Source organism: Microcoleus sp. S13_C3 (assembly GCF_036700905.1).
In the GTDB taxonomy this organism is placed as follows: domain Bacteria; phylum Cyanobacteriota; class Cyanobacteriia; order Cyanobacteriales; family Microcoleaceae; genus Microcoleus.
Window position 1 is genome coordinate 1 of the sequence record NZ_JAUBPT010000148.1, and the last position, 15,826, is coordinate 15,826.

The 15,826-nt window shown below is 46.6% G+C and carries 9 protein-coding genes, 1 tRNA gene and 1 pseudogene; 5 read left to right on the forward strand and 6 right to left on the reverse strand.

Features of this window, described 5'->3' with window-relative positions:
• Window positions 1-100 precede the first annotated feature (100 nt).
• A pseudogene (locus QUA16_RS28915) lies at window positions 101-325 on the forward strand (DUF3747 domain-containing protein); the annotation flags it as partial.
• Between the two features lie 251 nt (window positions 326-576).
• On the opposite strand, the gene QUA16_RS28920 reads toward QUA16_RS28915, so the two are convergent.
• The 4 genes from QUA16_RS28920 to QUA16_RS28935 all read right to left on the reverse strand — a co-directional run bounded on the left by QUA16_RS28920 (window position 577) and on the right by QUA16_RS28935 (window position 6,843).
• Window positions 577-912, reverse strand: a complete 336-nt coding sequence (locus tag QUA16_RS28920; protein ID WP_333107651.1) for a XisI protein — start codon at window positions 910-912, stop codon at window positions 577-579.
• 526 nt (window positions 913-1,438) lie between these two features.
• Window positions 1,439-2,320, reverse strand: coding sequence for a hypothetical protein (locus QUA16_RS28925; RefSeq protein ID WP_333107650.1), 882 nt, complete (start codon window positions 2,318-2,320; stop codon window positions 1,439-1,441).
• Entirely contained in the window at window positions 2,298-6,602 is a 4,305-nt protein-coding gene (locus QUA16_RS28930) for an AAA domain-containing protein (protein ID WP_333107649.1), read from the reverse strand. The genes QUA16_RS28925 and QUA16_RS28930 overlap by 23 nt, the downstream gene beginning before the upstream one ends.
• 168 nt (window positions 6,603-6,770) lie before the next feature.
• Window positions 6,771-6,843, reverse strand: a tRNA-His gene (locus QUA16_RS28935).
• Window positions 6,844-7,612: 769 nt separating this feature from the next.
• Between QUA16_RS28935 and QUA16_RS28940 the strand changes: the two genes are divergently transcribed.
• The 4 genes from QUA16_RS28940 to cobA all read left to right on the forward strand — a co-directional run bounded on the left by QUA16_RS28940 (window position 7,613) and on the right by cobA (window position 11,864).
• Complete coding sequence (locus tag QUA16_RS28940) at window positions 7,613-9,142, forward strand: serine/threonine-protein kinase (RefSeq protein WP_333107648.1); 1,530 nt, start codon at window positions 7,613-7,615, stop codon at window positions 9,140-9,142.
• Between the two features lie 193 nt (window positions 9,143-9,335).
• A complete protein-coding gene (locus tag QUA16_RS28945; protein ID WP_333107647.1) occupies window positions 9,336-10,019 on the forward strand; it encodes a manganese catalase family protein in 684 nt (227 codons plus the stop codon).
• A 262-nt stretch (window positions 10,020-10,281) separates the two neighbouring features.
• On the forward strand, window positions 10,282-11,058 hold the full coding sequence (locus tag QUA16_RS28950) for a sirohydrochlorin chelatase (RefSeq protein ID WP_333107646.1): 777 nt from the start codon (window positions 10,282-10,284) through the stop codon (window positions 11,056-11,058).
• On the forward strand, window positions 11,055-11,864 hold the full coding sequence (cobA, locus tag QUA16_RS28955) for a uroporphyrinogen-III C-methyltransferase (RefSeq protein WP_333107645.1): 810 nt from the start codon (window positions 11,055-11,057) through the stop codon (window positions 11,862-11,864). The genes QUA16_RS28950 and cobA overlap by 4 nt, the downstream gene beginning before the upstream one ends.
• A gap of 740 nt (window positions 11,865-12,604) precedes the next feature.
• On the opposite strand, the gene QUA16_RS28960 is transcribed toward cobA, so the two are convergent.
• Together QUA16_RS28960 and QUA16_RS28965 are read right to left on the reverse strand one after the other, a co-directional pair.
• Complete coding sequence (locus tag QUA16_RS28960; RefSeq protein ID WP_333181531.1) at window positions 12,605-15,655, reverse strand: Ig-like domain-containing protein; 3,051 nt, start codon at window positions 15,653-15,655, stop codon at window positions 12,605-12,607.
• The coding region (locus QUA16_RS28965) for a hypothetical protein (protein WP_333181533.1) at window positions 15,573-15,826 on the reverse strand (254 nt) is incomplete at its 5' end. The genes QUA16_RS28960 and QUA16_RS28965, both read right to left, overlap by 83 nt.

The following is a 15,826-nucleotide window of genomic DNA, read 5'->3' on the forward strand; positions in this document are numbered from 1 at the left end:
TCCCGCCCGTCCTTTTTGGACGGGCGGGACGCCCATCCCACTTTCAAGAGTGGAAGTTATTTAATTCTCATTCCTTAACGGCTATCAAGATGGAACTTTTAAACCTACGCAGCCCGTCACCCGCGCTGAATTGATGGGGGTGCGCCATCGAGGGGCGGAATTTAGTTTTTCGGCGGGAATGCAGCCGAATTTAGTTGCTAAAGAGCCGTCTAAAACTTTTTCAGACATTCAGAATTATTGGGCTGCTTCTATTATTACTCAAATGTATTCTTATTGTTCTGTTGCTGCCGCTATTAACGAAATGGGCTCGGTTTGCTTGCGATAATTTTGCAAAACGGAATTACGCGGCGGCTACTTTGCGGATGCTGAAATGCGTTAACGCTTAGTAGGATTATTGTAGGGTGCGTCACGGAAGCGAATGCAAAATAATTGGGATTTTCCCAAGTGACTCACCCTACCTGATAATAGTACGTCACAGGAGGAAGTACAAAATAATGGGTGTTTTCTAAAGAGACGGGCCCTATATTAAGTGGACATTTGTCAACTGTCAAGTGTCAACTGTCAACTGTCAACTGTTTACGCTACACCATAATCAGTATACGGCCGTTTGTATGGCGGTTGCAATCCCAAAACAATATCCTCTCTCGGTACTCCCATTGCAACTAATTCCTCCGCAGGATTTTCCTCGGTCAAATTTTGTTGAAGCCAGATTTTTCCATCTTTGATGTCAATGTGAATGAAGGTTTGATAAATCCGGGTTAAGTGTTCCCAGCCGACATTCATCCACTGATAATGATCTCGTTCTGTGTCGCAGATAAGTTGCACTTCGACTTCATCATTGGAAACATCATCTTCGGCATAACGGCTCATTAATGTCTGAACGTACTGACGATATTGAGCTAGTTTGTCCATTGCACAATTACCTCATTTGTTGGTTAATACTTATATGTTACACTATTGTCAAGAACGGGCTCTCCGGCCCGTTCCACAATAAAATCCAGTTTTGTGGAATGGGCCGGAGAGCCCGTTCCTAAACAAGTAATTGAGAAGGGTGCAAGATATCAGTTAATCAGGAATTGAGTCCTCAATACAAACCAATTCGTAATTTGTTGGTTAATACTTAGGATCGTCAATTAAATAATTTCCCTTTTTTCTTGTGGGATGGGCGTCCCGCCCGCCCAGAAAGGACGGGCGGGACGCCCATCCCACAACAAACAGGAAAAGTGGATTTTATTTAATTCTCATTCCTTATATGTTACACTATTGTCAAGAACGGGCTCTCCGGCCCGTTCCACAATAAAATTAAGTTTTGTGGAACGGGCCGGAGAGCCCGTTCCTAAACAAGTAATTGAGAAGGGTGCAAGATATCAGTTAATCAGGACTAAAGTCCTCAATACAAACCAGTTAGTAATCAGGACTTTAGTCCTCATTATATCGTTTACTTGGGTTTCTTCTTAGATGGCTTTTTAGGAGTTTTCTGGACGGGGATTGTCTCTGATTCTTGCTGTGCGATGTCGGGGGTTAATTTGCACAAGTCATTTAAGGAAAGTTTTTGTTGCGATTCAAGTTCGTTGAGTCTGTTTGAAGCGGTTTCTAATATTTGTTTTCCCTGTCTGGCTTGAATAGTAGTTTTATTTTCGATCGCATCTAACAACACAAAAATCGAAACTGTTTGCCAAATATCTAAATCGTCGCCGACGACATCGCAAGCAGAGACAATTTTGCCGTTTTGTGGGGCATGAATTCCTAAGCCGGAATCTTGAATTAACGGCTGGATTTCTGCTAGACTTAAATTCGCAAGGTCGCTAATTTTATGTTCGAGCGATACTAAATCTGCTAAATCGGGTAAGTTGACCGATTCTGCGGCTAAAGCATCGAATTTAAAGGTAAGAGTTTGATTCAGCGGATCGGAAATGGCATAAAGTGATTGAATTTGCGATCGACTAACCGCACCTTTAGCGAAAAAATCTCTACCTTGCGGGGCGATCGCAATTTTCCCATTTTCAGCCACCTCCAAGCTTTCCAAACTAACCAGAGTCGCCGCCGTAGTCTTCACAAAAATCTCGTCTAACCCCAGCAAATCCGCCAACTCCTTCAAAGTTGGCGCAGGTTCAAACTCAACACCCGCCCGCAAAATAAACTCTTCCAACACGTTAAACTGGCGCGGTTCGCTAACCGCCACCTCCAGCGGAGTTTGGCGGATTGCAAAGCGGAATTGACGCGCCGCCAACACAGACAAACCCGGATTTTGTTGCTCAATTTGTTCGGCTAGCGAACTTAAATTTGAGTCTATTGGTTTAGTTGAGGACGCTAGAAACATCTACAAAGCCTCCGCAGTGACGCACCGTTTTTGAAACTTCCTGATACATTTTTCCCACTGTACCTGTTTGTTGGGTAAATAAATCGTGACAGCCGACAACTACCAGCAATTCTTGAGCGCGGGAAAATGCCACATTCACCCGTTCCGGTTCCTTAGCAAATCCAATATCGCCCCTAACATTATTGCACACTGTGCTGACAATAATTACAGGTCTTTCCATGCCTTGAAATATGTCAACCGTACCAGTGCGGATGCTCAAAGCAGGGAATCTTTCGCCTTCAATTCTGTCTTTAATTGCATTTAATTGAGCAGCATAAAAAGTGATGATTCCGATTTCTTTCGGTGGTTCACCGTCGGCAACTTTGGGCTGCCAAGCTATCTCCATTTGTTCGCACAAACGCTCGATCGCATCAATCTCCTTGACATTCAACCGCGAAGTACCCTGTTTTTCCTCTTCAAACCCTTGTGCCACGGGCGTTTTCACCCACAGAATGTGATTATTCTCCTGAATGATTCTACCTGCGAGGTTGTGGGCGCGCTTGGTGTCTGCTTCCTGAATGCCACAGTTGAGCTTTTGCTGGTAAAACTGATTGATTGCGCCCATAATTTGTGGGTGCATTCGGTATTGAGTTGTCAGCATTTTTTTGATGCTGTCGCTGGCAGTTTCAAACAATACTTTGAACAAAGATTCTTTTATGAAGCTAAGTTCGTCTCCGGTACAGCCGATGTCTTCGGCAATATCGTCGATCGTACTTTGATTAAACATCGGCGGCAATTGTCGGTGATCGCCCACTAATACTAACTTTCTGCCTTTCAAAGCGGGAATTAATAACTCTGGGGGAGTGCATTTGCTAACTTCGTCAATGATGACTGCATCAAAGCTGGGAAAGTTTTTAGTAAAATCGAAGCTAGCAGCCTGCACGCAAGTAATGCCGATTACGTTGGCATTGTCAATATAAATTTGCTTTAAATCGTTGCGGTCTTTTTCTGATGGATTGCGGAGTTTTTGAATCCAATCTGTCACAAACGTTTGAGAGCGATTTAGTGCTGTTTCTTCTTGTTCTAATTTCCGCTGCCAACTTTTGAAGAGACGCTTAATTTTGTTTAAAAAAGCTACGCTGAATAATCCTGTATTCGGAACTTCTGGCTGGTATTGAGTCGGGATAGTTTGCCATGCTGACTCCCACCAATTTCTCTCGACAAGTAATGCTGCTGTTGGTTGCTGCTGTTGCAGTTGAGCATTAATTTCGCTCAATTCTGCTTGTAGTTGAGCGAGTTGCTGCTGCGAAGTTGCAGCCGCAATTTGCAGCGGGGATAAATGCTCGTCAAGAGTGTTTTTGATTGTCTCCAAAACCCCAAAAGGGTCTAAGTCAGCAATTGATTTGTCAAGCTGAATCAGGCTTGCTTTCCAAGCCTCAACTTGCTTGACAAACTGCTGCGGTTGCTCCCAAATATTCGATTTTTGGGCGAGATATTGTTCGGCTAAAATTCGCAATTTTTCAGGTACGTTTGGCTGGTGGACAATTGCTTGCAACAAATTAGTAACTTCGCTAATTTTTAAGTTTGCCTCTTGCTGCGCTGTTTCTACCTGAAGTTTAGCGGCGGATATTTGCTGCTGGTTCAAGGTTTGACCGATTTTATCTAATAATTGTTGCTGTTTTATAAGCTGCTGTTCGGTTTCGGTTTTCAGGGGAACCACGCACTGACGGGCATTTGCGAGGATACTGTGCAGCAATTCTTTGACTAGGCGATCGAAGGTAGCCTGGATATTATTTGGCTGCAAGGATTGACTGTAAAATTGTTGAATGCTACCTAAGAAAGTGCGAGCTTTTTCGATGATAAATTTGCGCTGACTTTGGCTGACTTGCGAGTAGCTGGCGAAGTCTTTGGCTAGTTGTTGCCACTGTGTACGATCGCCCGCAGAGAGCACGATCGGCGTTTGGCTCAAATTTAGGTGCAAAAACTCGCTAAACCGGAACTGTTGCCCTTGTAGATCCTTAAAACCTGCGCTTTCTTCGTGGGATATCGCCTTTTGCAACCGATCCAAATCGGGCAAATTGATTTTGCATTTGGGCGGCACGATCGGCAATTTGAGCGATCGGGCAATTTTCAGCAATCCTGCGGGCAATTCTACCATATCATCCGTGAGCATTGCGCCCGTTTCCCAGCAAGTTTTCACGACTTCATAAAGTCCCGTATCCGCTGTCTCAATCCACTGTGCAACGGCGACGACAACGGCTGCAATTTCCGCTTTTCGCAGTTCCAAATTCTTGATTTTCTGTTCGAGATTGTGGCGGTGTGTCTGATTTTGCCGATCGCCCAATTCGAGTTGATTCACAGCATCCGACATCTGCCGCGACACCCGCAACGACTCTGCAACCGCCGACATAGCGTGACAAACATCATCAGCGCGATCGAATGCCCTCTTAAATTCCGATAGTTGCGCTGCTACAGTTTCCTGCAGCCAAACAGCAATCCCAAACGCGCCGCAAGCAGGGCGATCGAAGCCTATTTGAATAGCATTGCTAGTGGCAATCCGCACATTGGCCATAAAGTTTTCTACTAAAACATTGCCTTCTGAATAGGGTTTTAGTCTGGGCATAAACTCGGCAACTTCTGGAGATTCCCAGTTGACATTAGGCGCATCCAGCAGATTTTCTAACCCACTAACTAGAGGTTCAATCTCGCTTTTTTCGGTTAAAATCCGTTCATACTCTACTGCTAGCTGGCTGCACTTTTCCTCAATACTTGCTTTACTGTCGTGCAGGTGTTTTAGTTCATTAAAAAAATCTCTCTCTGCGGCACAGTAGGCAGTAAATCGCTCTGATTCTGCCACCAACTGCCGCAAAGATTTGACATTAGTCAGGCGCTGCGAGAGCTTTTGTTCGCAGTCTGTCGCCGTATTTTGCAGCCAAGTGCCGATCGCATTTTCCTCCAAAAACGGCTGCCCTTCTTCCTGCACCTTATGAGCTTTTCCCTTCCGCAAAGCCCGAATCGCCGGATTGTGAACTAACCGACTCAAAGCATTGTCTACAGCCAAATTTGCTTGCGAAGCAATTAGGGTTTTGCCGCCCTGACGAGCAATTTGATAGCAAATCTCCGCAATCACAGTCGTTTTGCCCGTTCCCGGCGGGCCTTGAATCAAAATTAAATCCCGCGCCGAAAGCACGGTTTCTACGGCGGCAAGTTGATCGTCATTAGCATTGCGATTTAATAAGTTTTCCCGATCCAATTTAATCATTTTTTCGGGCAGTCTCGCCTGAGAAGAGTCGAATAAAAACTCACTCAAATAGGGATTTTGAGCGCGCCCATCTGTCAGCATTTTTAAAGCTTTTTTCTTGCGTTCGATCTGACTGATATCGCCCGCAGCCTCAAAATACAAGAATCCTTGTTTGGGCATTTGATATCTGCCGCCCGCCATGCGAGCTCCTAAATCAACATCTAACTTAATCCGTAATTTACTATGTTCAAAGTCAACTTCAGCGATGCTACCCAATGTCTCTCCATCGCGGCTGCTTCTGCTTCCGGGCGGCGAATCAAACAGGATAATTTCTTCATTTCTGGCTTTTTTCAGCCTTTCGCGAAAGTCGCCCAATTCTAAGGGATTTTCCTCGTAGCCGTCAAGAGTTGCGGAATTACGCTCAATTTCAAAAGTGACGATTTTGAAGCCGGAACCGTAATTGTGTCCTCGGAAAGGTACACAAAATTGACGCGCTTCGGCGATGCGTTTTTCTACATTTAAAAAAGTGTGCCAAACTTTTAGTTGTTCGGTAGTTGGTATGTGTCTGTCGTCCCAAAATGGCATTTGTTGGACGCGGGCGATCGACTTTACAGGAATTGGCGATCTACTGTTAGCCAAAAGTCGCAACTGAACCGGCAAAGAATACCCATCTTTCCTCCCTCTGGGAAGCGCCACCAAACCAGCATCCAGCAGTTTTAAACCGCCAATTCCGTCTTCACAGCGTACAGTTGCTAACAACCGCAAAGTGCGATCTGCTTTTTGCAACAATTGAGGTAATTCAAAATCATCTCCATCCGTAGCAAGCAGCAATTCCCAGATTTCTTCTTCGGAAAATCTCTCATTTACCTTTTGGCGACGCACGTAGAAAAGATTGTGGGATTTGCCAGCTATCTCCGACATCAGAATTTCCGCACGTTCTTTGCATTCCCAATCGCAATATTTCCCTAAAGCCGCTTCTCCTTCTATATCCCGAATAAACTTATTAATTGTGCGATCGCCACTAAATTTATATCCCCAATCTTCTGTTACTAAAGACGGCATATTTTGATGTTAGATTTTAGATTGGATTTAAGATTAGCACATCGGAACTTGTGCCGACAGAACCGCGACATCCCAAAAAAGATTAAGGTGTGCACTGCACACCCTACGACCATCGCAAATTACCGTACAGGCAACGGGCGATCGAATTAAACAGTTGAGAATCAAAAGGGCGAACGATGGGACTTGAACCCACGAATGGTGGTACCACAAACCACTGCCTTAACCACTTGGCTACGCTCGCCGTATCAGTTTTAACTATAGCATCATATCTCAGCACAAGTCTAGGGGTAAGGCAAAAATATTTTGAAATATTTCTGAGCGTCCCTGAACCGGACAGATCGATGGTGCCTCAAGTTCCAAGCACAGTAAGACTATAGCACAATTTTCGCTCTGTGCGATCGGCCTGTGCGAGCCTCTTCGAGGGCTTCGCCAACGGCAATTATCTCGCCCCCAGCAGTCAATCGATTTTAGATTTTAGATTTTAGATTTTAGAATTGAAGCATTGACCCCACGGATAAATTGGGGGGTTCCTTTATCGGATACAGGTTTTTTATGTCTCCACGGATGAACCCGGGGGCTTGTATCCTGGATGTTTTCGGTAATGCGGCGTGGGTTCGGCAGCTCTGGCAGCGTCCCGATTCGATCCAGCGCATTAAAATAGCCTTATCAGCCCAGGCGCATCTACAGTCCAGTTTGGTAAAACTCACCTCTGGCACCATTTTTAAGAACAGGCAAGATGCCTGTTCCACAAAGAATGAATTTCTTTTAGGGTGGGCCCTTCTAGCCCGCCCCTAAAAGCCTTATTGAGAATGGTGCAACATCTCAGATGAAATGCTTGTGGGGTGTCCAGCCCGAAAAATACAACGCCAGAAGCGGGACAGTTATCAACCCTCTCTCTTCTGTCTCTTCTCTCTTCCCTATTCCTTCGCGCCGCTTCGCGTCTTCGCGGTTCGTTTAAAAAAAACTCTTTTCCGCAATCCAAAATCTAAAATCTAAAATCTAAAATCGATATGAGCTACTGTATCAACCCAGAATGTCAAAATCCTCAAAACTCCCACACCGCCAAATTTTGCTTAAACTGCGGCTTTAACCTGTTGCTGAGACAGCGATATCGCCCGATTGAACTTTTAGGTAGAGGCGGATTTGGTAAAACTTTCCTAGCAATTGATCAAGACATCCCATCTCATCCCCGCTGTGCAGTCAAGCAATTTTATTTTTACGACCGTGACCCCGAAATTTTCAACAAAGCCGTTGAATTATTTCGCCAAGAAGCCGTCCGTTTAGACGAACTCGGAAAACACCCGCAAATCCCCACATTATTAGCCTGCTTTGAACAAGAAGGTCATATTTATTTAGTTCAAGAGTTTATAGAGGGAGCGACTCTTAAACAAGAATTAGACAAGAGTGTCTACGATGAAAATCAAATTTGGCAACTGCTGCAAGACTTATTGCCCGTGCTGCAATTTATCCACGACAAGCGCGTCATTCACCGCGACATCAAACCCGAAAATATTATCCGCCGCCAGTCAGACAACAAACTCGTATTGATCGATTTCGGCATAGCCAAACTGCTGACTGATTCAGCGATACTCCGTTCAGCAACGCTCATCGGCAGTCAAGATTATGTAGCTCCCGAACAAATGCGCGGCAAAGTATTTCCTGCTAGCGACCTTTACAGTTTAGGGGTTACTTGCGTTCGCCTAATGACGCAAGTTCCTCCCTTGGATATGTACGACTGCAACAACGAGCGTTGGTGGTGGCGCGAGTTTATTCCCAAAGCCACGAGTATTAGCGATGAGTTAGGTGAAATTTTAGATAAATTGCTGCAAACTCGTCTCACTCAGCGGTACAGTTTTGCTACGGAAGTTTTGGACGATATCCAAGCAGCTTTAGATATTCGCCATCAACATTTGCTTTCGCCCAAAAAGCAGCTCATCGCTCCTGCTCTTAATAATAGCGACAACTCTGCCGATATCAACGCCATACAAACTCCTGATTCTCCGATTTTACCCACAAATGCCGTAGCCAATTCCGCAGAAACTTTCCCCTTATCTGTTACTTCAAATCTCGATCCTACCCTGATTTCTGCCCGGGGAATTAATTATACCAAACTGCGAGATTTTTTGTCAAACAAAAAGTGGAAAGAAGCCGATCGCGAAACTTGGGGCTTGATGTGTCAATCTCTTTCCCAGCAACCGGGAACTCAGCTAGAAATTAGCCAAATTTACCAGATACCCTGCGAAGATTTGCAAACAGTCGATCGCCTTTGGTTGCACTACAGTCAAGGTCGGTTTGGCTTCAGCGTCCAAAAACAAATTTACGAAAGCGTTAAGGGAGACTATATCAGATTTTGCGATCGGGTGAACTGGCAAACCTACAATTCTGCTACTACTTTAGGGCAGATTAAATTTAGTCAGCAAGCACCAATCGGACACCTCCCCTCTCGCAGTTGGGTTGGCGGCATTCAGTGGCTGCGACACCTCGATGCCCTGTCAGCAAAATTAACCGAGTGCGACAATAATCCTGCTTGTAAATTGTAATTTGGTCTACCGACTCACTAAGTAAAATTTCATATTTAAACTCTACCTGAAAGCAGAGAAATTTGTCGAGCTAGATGTATCCATCGACCGAGGCTCGGTGCGATCGCTTGTTGCACAATGGATTAAGGCGAACACAGATAAAGTCTGCGATCCTTGAGACTTTAACAACAGAACTAAAAAGAGGTACCGATCCATGTTTTTTCATAAAAAAGAATTAATGGCTGCAGTCACAGTAGACGAAGCCAACCCCCGTTTTGCCCAATTGCTGCTAGAACAGTTTGGCGGAGCAACAGGAGAACTGACAGCAGCTTTGCAATACTGGGTGCAGTCATTCCACTGTGAAAATCCAGGGATTAAGGATATGCTCCAAGATATTGCGATCGAAGAATTCAGCCACTTAGAAATGGTGGGCCAACTCATAGAAATGCACACCAAAAACGTTGACCAAACAGAAGCTTACAAAAGCACTTTGTTTGCCGTGCGCGGCATAGGCCCACACTTGTTGGACAGCCAAGGTCAAGCTTGGACAGCAGCTTATATCAACGAAGGCGGGGATGTGGTGCGCGATTTGCGCGCTGATATCGGCGCGGAAGCAGGAGCCCGCCAAACCTACGAAGAGTTGATTAAACTAGCACCGGATATGGGAACGAAAAAGACGTTGCAGTTTTTGCTGACTCGCGAAATTTCTCACACTCAAATGTTCATGAAAGCTCTGGAATCTCTCGGTAAACTCACCGATCCGATGTTCGGCAACATTCCGCCAGATAACACCGTAGATCTCTACTTTAACTTGTCCACAAATGGCAAGGATGAACGCGGCCCTTGGAACTCGGAACCTACTTTCAAATACATCGCAGATCCCGCTCCCAAAGGTTAATTTGTGAGTTGTGTAGCGTGTGTGGCTTAGAAGATTTAAGCCCAGTGTTAAGTAATTTTTAAGCCGCGCACCTTCTTTTGTAAGGTGGGCGGCTTAGAAAATTTAAGCCCACTGCGTAGGTTGGGTTGAGGAACGAAACCCAACATTTTCTCTACAATTTTCCTTAACTGAACCTTATTGATTTTTAAGCCGCGCACCCTAGGATATCGAACTTTTGTGTTGAGTATTTTTAAAGTCACGCGCCCAACGGTGTTATAATTATTTGAAATCCGGATCGAACATTAACATCAAATCCATATTGAAATTGCGATCGACCTATTTATTAGTTTCTCACGGCAGCCGTGACCCCAGACCCCAACTAGCTTTGGAAAACCTAGGTCAACTGCTGTCTCAAAAATTGGCTGACTCATTCCCCGCAGTCGCAACCGCCACCTTAGAACTCGGCCCCGCACCGCTGCACGAACAAATTTGCAGTTTTGGCGAACGTACACTGTCCCTGGGACTGACAGAATTGCAAATACTGCCTGTATTTTTATTGCCGGGAGTTCACGTCGCCGAAGACATACCGGCAGAGGTGGAAATTGCCCAACAAACTTTTGGTGACAAGCTAAAAATTGCATTGCGCCCGCATTTAGGTTCCCAGGAAGCAGGCTTAACAAAATTGGTGAAAAGCCAGATGGAAGAGGTTGCTTTTCTCCCCAATCTGCTATTGCCAAAATGGATTTTATTATCTCACGGCAGCCGTCGGCCCGGAGGTAACTCGACAGTTGAGGAAATCGCCAGCAAACTCGGTGCGCTGACAGCTTATTGGTCGGTAAAGCCGAGTTTGTCAGAGCAAATTGACAGTTTGGTTCGTGGTGGACAGCAGCAAATAGGGATTGTGCCATACTTCTTATTTAATGGAGGAATTACAGATGCGATCGCCAAAAATGTCGCACAGCTAAAGCAGCAATTTCCAGCGGCGGAACTTCATCTCGCAAATCCTCTAGGCGCAAGTGTACAATTAGCAGACTTAATTGGGAATTTAATTCAAGAATGAACCGCAGAGGCACAGAAGAGGTAAAGGAAACAAGAAAAATGTCTTTAGGAAAAGTGTATTTAGTAGGTGCGGGGCCCGGAGATCCGGGTTTAATGACTTTGAAGGGAAAAGCTCTGTTAGAGTGTGCTGATGTCGTGATTTACGACGCTTTAGTCAGCCCTCAAATTTTGGCAGCAATCAACCCCCAAGCAGAACGAATTGATGCCGGAAAACGCAAAGGGCGTCACTCGTTAATGCAGGACGAAACAACTCAGCTAATGATAGAAAAAGCTGCAGATAATGCGATCGTAGTTCGCCTCAAAGGCGGCGATCCGTTTATCTTCGGCCGCGGTGGCGAAGAAATGGAAGAGTTGGTAAAAGCTGGAGTGTCGGTAGAAGTCGTCCCCGGTGTAACTTCTGGGATTGCGGCCCCTGCTTATGCGGGAATTCCTTTAACACATCGATCGTACAGTTCCTCTGTCACCTTTGTCACCGGCCACGAATCAGCGGGAAAATATCGGCCGGAGGTAAATTGGCAGGCGATCGCCCGCGGCTCCGAAACCATTGTAGTATACATGGGAATCCACAATTTGCCTTATATTATCGGCCAGTTAACAGCAGCAGAATTAAGTGCAGAAACGCCCATAGCATTAGTGCGCTGGGGAACGCGACCGGAACAAGAAGAATTGATCGGGACTTTGGGTACAATTGTAGAGCAAGTTGAGGCGATCGGATTTGCAGCACCTGCGATCGCGGTCATCGGAAATGTTGTCAATTTGCACTCGATATTATCGGGCTGTCGGCCTGTGTCTCAGACTGTAGAATAAGCGGGATAGGAGCGATTGCTGGGAAGAGCGGTCAAGTTAATCTAGAATTATCATAAAAATTAATACGGGATGCGGGAAACTCAGCGACTTTAGTCCTGAGAGGTAAGCGACACGGGGGACTTCAGTCCCCGTGTTTTTCTTTATTTCTATTTTGGCTGAAGTATTGTATTATGTTTGAGAAGTGAGTAAGAACAAACATCTACGTGTTGAGACATCCTAGAAGGCGAGAAATTCCCGCCCCTGGAAACAACGGTCAAGTGCAAGCTTGATGACAGTATGACAGTAAAGGGCAAGCAATAGCAGGTTGTTGAGCGTACCGCATCTTGGCAAGCGTGATGGTTCAGAAAACGTTAAGACGGAAAAGTAGCTAGAAACCTAAACTTGATTTGGGTGACTAAGTAGACGGTGTTTGACCACCGTAGCGAGAATCAAACTTTAGTAATAACTAAAGCTATTCTGTCAGCAGAATCTCAGTGGCTTTAGCCCTGAGAGCGTCAAAGACCTCTCCCATAATTCTTGTGGAACAGGCAGGATGCCTGTTCAAAACCTGCTTTGTAGGAGATGTCTAGCCTTGTTCGCATCGCTTTGATCGCGTCATATCAATTCCAGTTGCATCGGAATGATTAAACCGCAGAGAACACAGAGAACACAGAGTCAGAGAAGAGAGAGTGATATTAATTCCCATGCTAACAGATTTAATATCACTCTCTCTGATTGTCTGCGATCGCCAGGACATGATATTAAGGAACAATCTGGAAGTCGCTGACTGTCAGGGACGGAGTACCGTCAAGCGTGGCAAATAGCGCACCCGTTCCTAAACCAACTTGTGCCCCATTCTGGTTGAAGAATAAGTGGCCCGTGGCGCGACTGTAAAGAATTAATCCATTGCTGGTTTCTACTTCTAAATCGCTATCGACAAAGGCAATCTGAGCAGAAGTAATTGCTCCGAATGTAGTTTGACCTAAAATAATTTTGTCTGTACTAATGGTAAAATCAGTAATGCGATCGCTCCCAAAATCACCAGCATTAAAAGCACTGTTTGATTTAAACAGAAACTGATCTTGACCAGCACCACCAGTTAGAAAGTCATTGCCTGCATTCCCTGCAAGTTGGTCGTTGCCATCGCCACCAATCAGCGTATCATTGCCATCGCCACCGGAAACACTGTCATCACCTAAGCCACCATTAAATGTGTCGTCGCCACCTCCCATATCAACAACTGAATTGGCGTAGGTTCCCAACAAGTTAATTACATCATTACCATCAAAATCTGAACTCGCAGCTTCATCGCCCTTGAGGCCGATAGAGAAGCGAAAGTCGTTCATTGTGATAGTAATGCTGTCGTTACCGATGCCGCCGATAATTTTGTAGTCGGAACTCGGTGCATCGTCGGGATTGGTGTTGTTGTCCCAAGTTTCAGCAAAGGTGATGTTGATGCTGTCATTACCAACACCGCCTTGAACATCATTTACGCCGTCGGGGTCGGTAATGGTATCGTCCCCAGTTCCGCCGAAAATGCGATCGAGATTGCCTAAACCGCCGTTGATGAGGTCATTGCCGCCCTGGCCATCAATGAAATCATCCGCGCCGTCGTCCTTGATGGTGTCGTTGCCGTCCGCGCCCATCAGTGTATCTGGATCGGGAGTACCGCTGAGAATCAAAGGGGTAATCGGGGGGTTTGTATTAGCCGGATTGACGGTGAGGTTGACCTTAGCTGTTGCCGTACCTCCTTGACTGTCGCTGACTTGATATGTTAAATAGTCCGCGCCGTGGAAGTTAGGATTGGGGGTATAAAGGATGAAATCACCGATCGCCGCGCCCGGTATGCCATTTTTCACCAAAGCCTTACCATGAGACGGATTGGTGGCAATGCTGAGAGTCAGCGGATCGCCATCTGGATCGCTGTCGTTGGACAAAACATCGATCGCAATCGCCGAGTCTTGATTGGTGATGGCACTATCTGCGATCGCGATCGGCGCCTGGTTGACCGGATTAACGGTGAGGTTAACAGTGGCTGTCGCTGTCCCCCCGTGACTGTCGTCAAGCTGATATGTAAAGCTGTCCTGACCCGTGAACTGACCGTTGGGCTGGTAAGTGATGAAGTCATCAGTCTTGTCTACCGTGCCGTTATTATTGATCTCCGCTTTCCCACCGACTCCATTGGTCAAAACTGTCAAAATCAGGGGGTCGCCGTCTGGATCGCTGTCGTTTGCCAGTATCTTAATGTTGGCGGGAGTGACTCGATCTGTGGTGGCGCTGTCATCGATCGCGATCGGCAATTTGTTGGCAAACTCGATCGTTACAGTAGCTTTCGCTATACCCCCGTGAGTATCATCGATCTGATAAGTGAAGCTATCCGCCTCCCAGAAGTCACCGTGGTGCCGATAAGTGATGAAGTCATCAGTCTTGTCCAGCGTGCCGTTATAGTTGATTTCAGCTTTGCCGCCGACTCCATTGGTCAAAACTGTCAAAATCAGAGGATCGCCGTCTGGATCGCTGTCATTTGCTAACACTGGAATATTGACAGCAGTGTCTCCGTGGCTGGTGGCCCTATCGTCGATCGCAACTGGCAATTTGTTGACTGCTTTAACTGTCACCTCAACCTTGGTAACAGCAGTACCTCCCTTACCGTCGTCGATTTGATAGAGAAATAGATCCTGCCCGCTGAAGTTGGCATTGGGAGTGTAGGTGATGGAATCGTCTTGTGGATTGTCCGGCGTACCGTTGTTGTTGACTTCTGCTTTACCGTTGCTTGCGGCCCTGAAAATGCTGAGGTTCAGGGGGTCGCCATCCGGTTCGCTGTCATTGGCGAGGACGTTTATATCGATCGCACTGCCAGCATTTACAGTCGCAGCATCGCCCTGCGCGATCGGCGATCTGTTGGGATCGACAGTCACTTCTACTTTGGTAACAGCAGTACCTCCCTTACCGTCTGCGATTTGATAGAAAAACACATCCTGTCCGCTGAAGTTGGCATTGGCGGTGTAGGTGATGAAATCGTCTTTCGGGTTGTCCGGCGTACCGTTGTGGCTGACTTCTGCTTTGCCGTTGTTTGAAGTCTTGAAAATGCTGAGAGTCAGCGGATCGCCATCGGGGTCGCTGTCGTTAGCCAAAACCTCGATATCGATCGCACTGCCAGCATTGGCGATCGCACTGTCGCCCACTGCGATCGGTAAGCGGTTGGGATCGACAGTCACCTCAACCTTGGTAACGTCCGAACCTCCCTTACCGTCGTCGATTTGATAGAGAAAGATATCAGAGTTGCTGAAGTTGTCAGCATTGGGAGTGTAGCTGAGGAAATCATCGTTGGGATTATCAGGTGTACCGTTGTTGTTGACTTCTGCTTTACCGTAGTGTGGAACACTGAAAATGCTGAGGTTGAGGGGGTCGCCATCCGGTTCGCTGTCATTGGCGAGGACGTTAATCTCGATCGCGCTGCCAGCATTTACACTCGCAGCATCGCCGACTGCGATCGGCGATCTGTTGGGCTCGACAGTCACTTGTACTTTGGTAACAGCAGTACCTCCCTTACCGTCTGCGATTTGATAGAGAAACACATCCTGCCCGCTGAAGTTGGCATTGGCGGTGTAGGTGATGAAATCGTCTTTCGGGTTGTCCGGCGTACCGTTGTGGCTGACTTCTGCTTTGCCGTTGTTGGAAGTCTGGACAATGCTGAGAGTCAGCGGATCGCCGTCGGGGTCGCTGTCGTTAGCCAAAACCTCGATATCGATCGCACTGCCAGCATTTACAGTCGCAGTGTCGCCAAGTGCGATCAGCGACTGGTTTGCGATCGGGAGAGGGGGTAGTGAGAGTGAGGGAGTGGGCGGGAGTGAGGGAGATGGTGTCGGTGTCGGAGTGGGCGGGAATGACGGAGTGGGAAATGTCGTCGGAGTGGGCGGGAATGACGGAGTGGGAAATGTCGTCGGAGTGGGCGGGAATGACGGAGTGGGAAATGTCGTCGG

Excerpts from the sequence above, each read along its gene's own strand:
- QUA16_RS28920 (WP_333107651.1), bottom strand. The coding sequence starts at position 912 with ATGGACAAACTAGCTCAATATCGTCAGTACGTTCAGACATTAATGAGC.
- QUA16_RS28925 (WP_333107650.1), bottom strand. The coding sequence starts at position 2,320 with ATGTTTCTAGCGTCCTCAACTAAACCAATAGACTCAAATTTAAGTTCG.
- QUA16_RS28930 (WP_333107649.1), bottom strand. The coding sequence starts at position 6,602 with ATGCCGTCTTTAGTAACAGAAGATTGGGGATATAAATTTAGTGGCGAT.
- QUA16_RS28940 (WP_333107648.1), top strand. The coding sequence starts at position 7,613 with ATGAGCTACTGTATCAACCCAGAATGTCAAAATCCTCAAAACTCCCAC.
- QUA16_RS28945 (WP_333107647.1), top strand. The coding sequence starts at position 9,336 with ATGTTTTTTCATAAAAAAGAATTAATGGCTGCAGTCACAGTAGACGAA.
- cobA (WP_333107645.1), top strand. The coding sequence starts at position 11,055 with ATGAACCGCAGAGGCACAGAAGAGGTAAAGGAAACAAGAAAAATGTCT.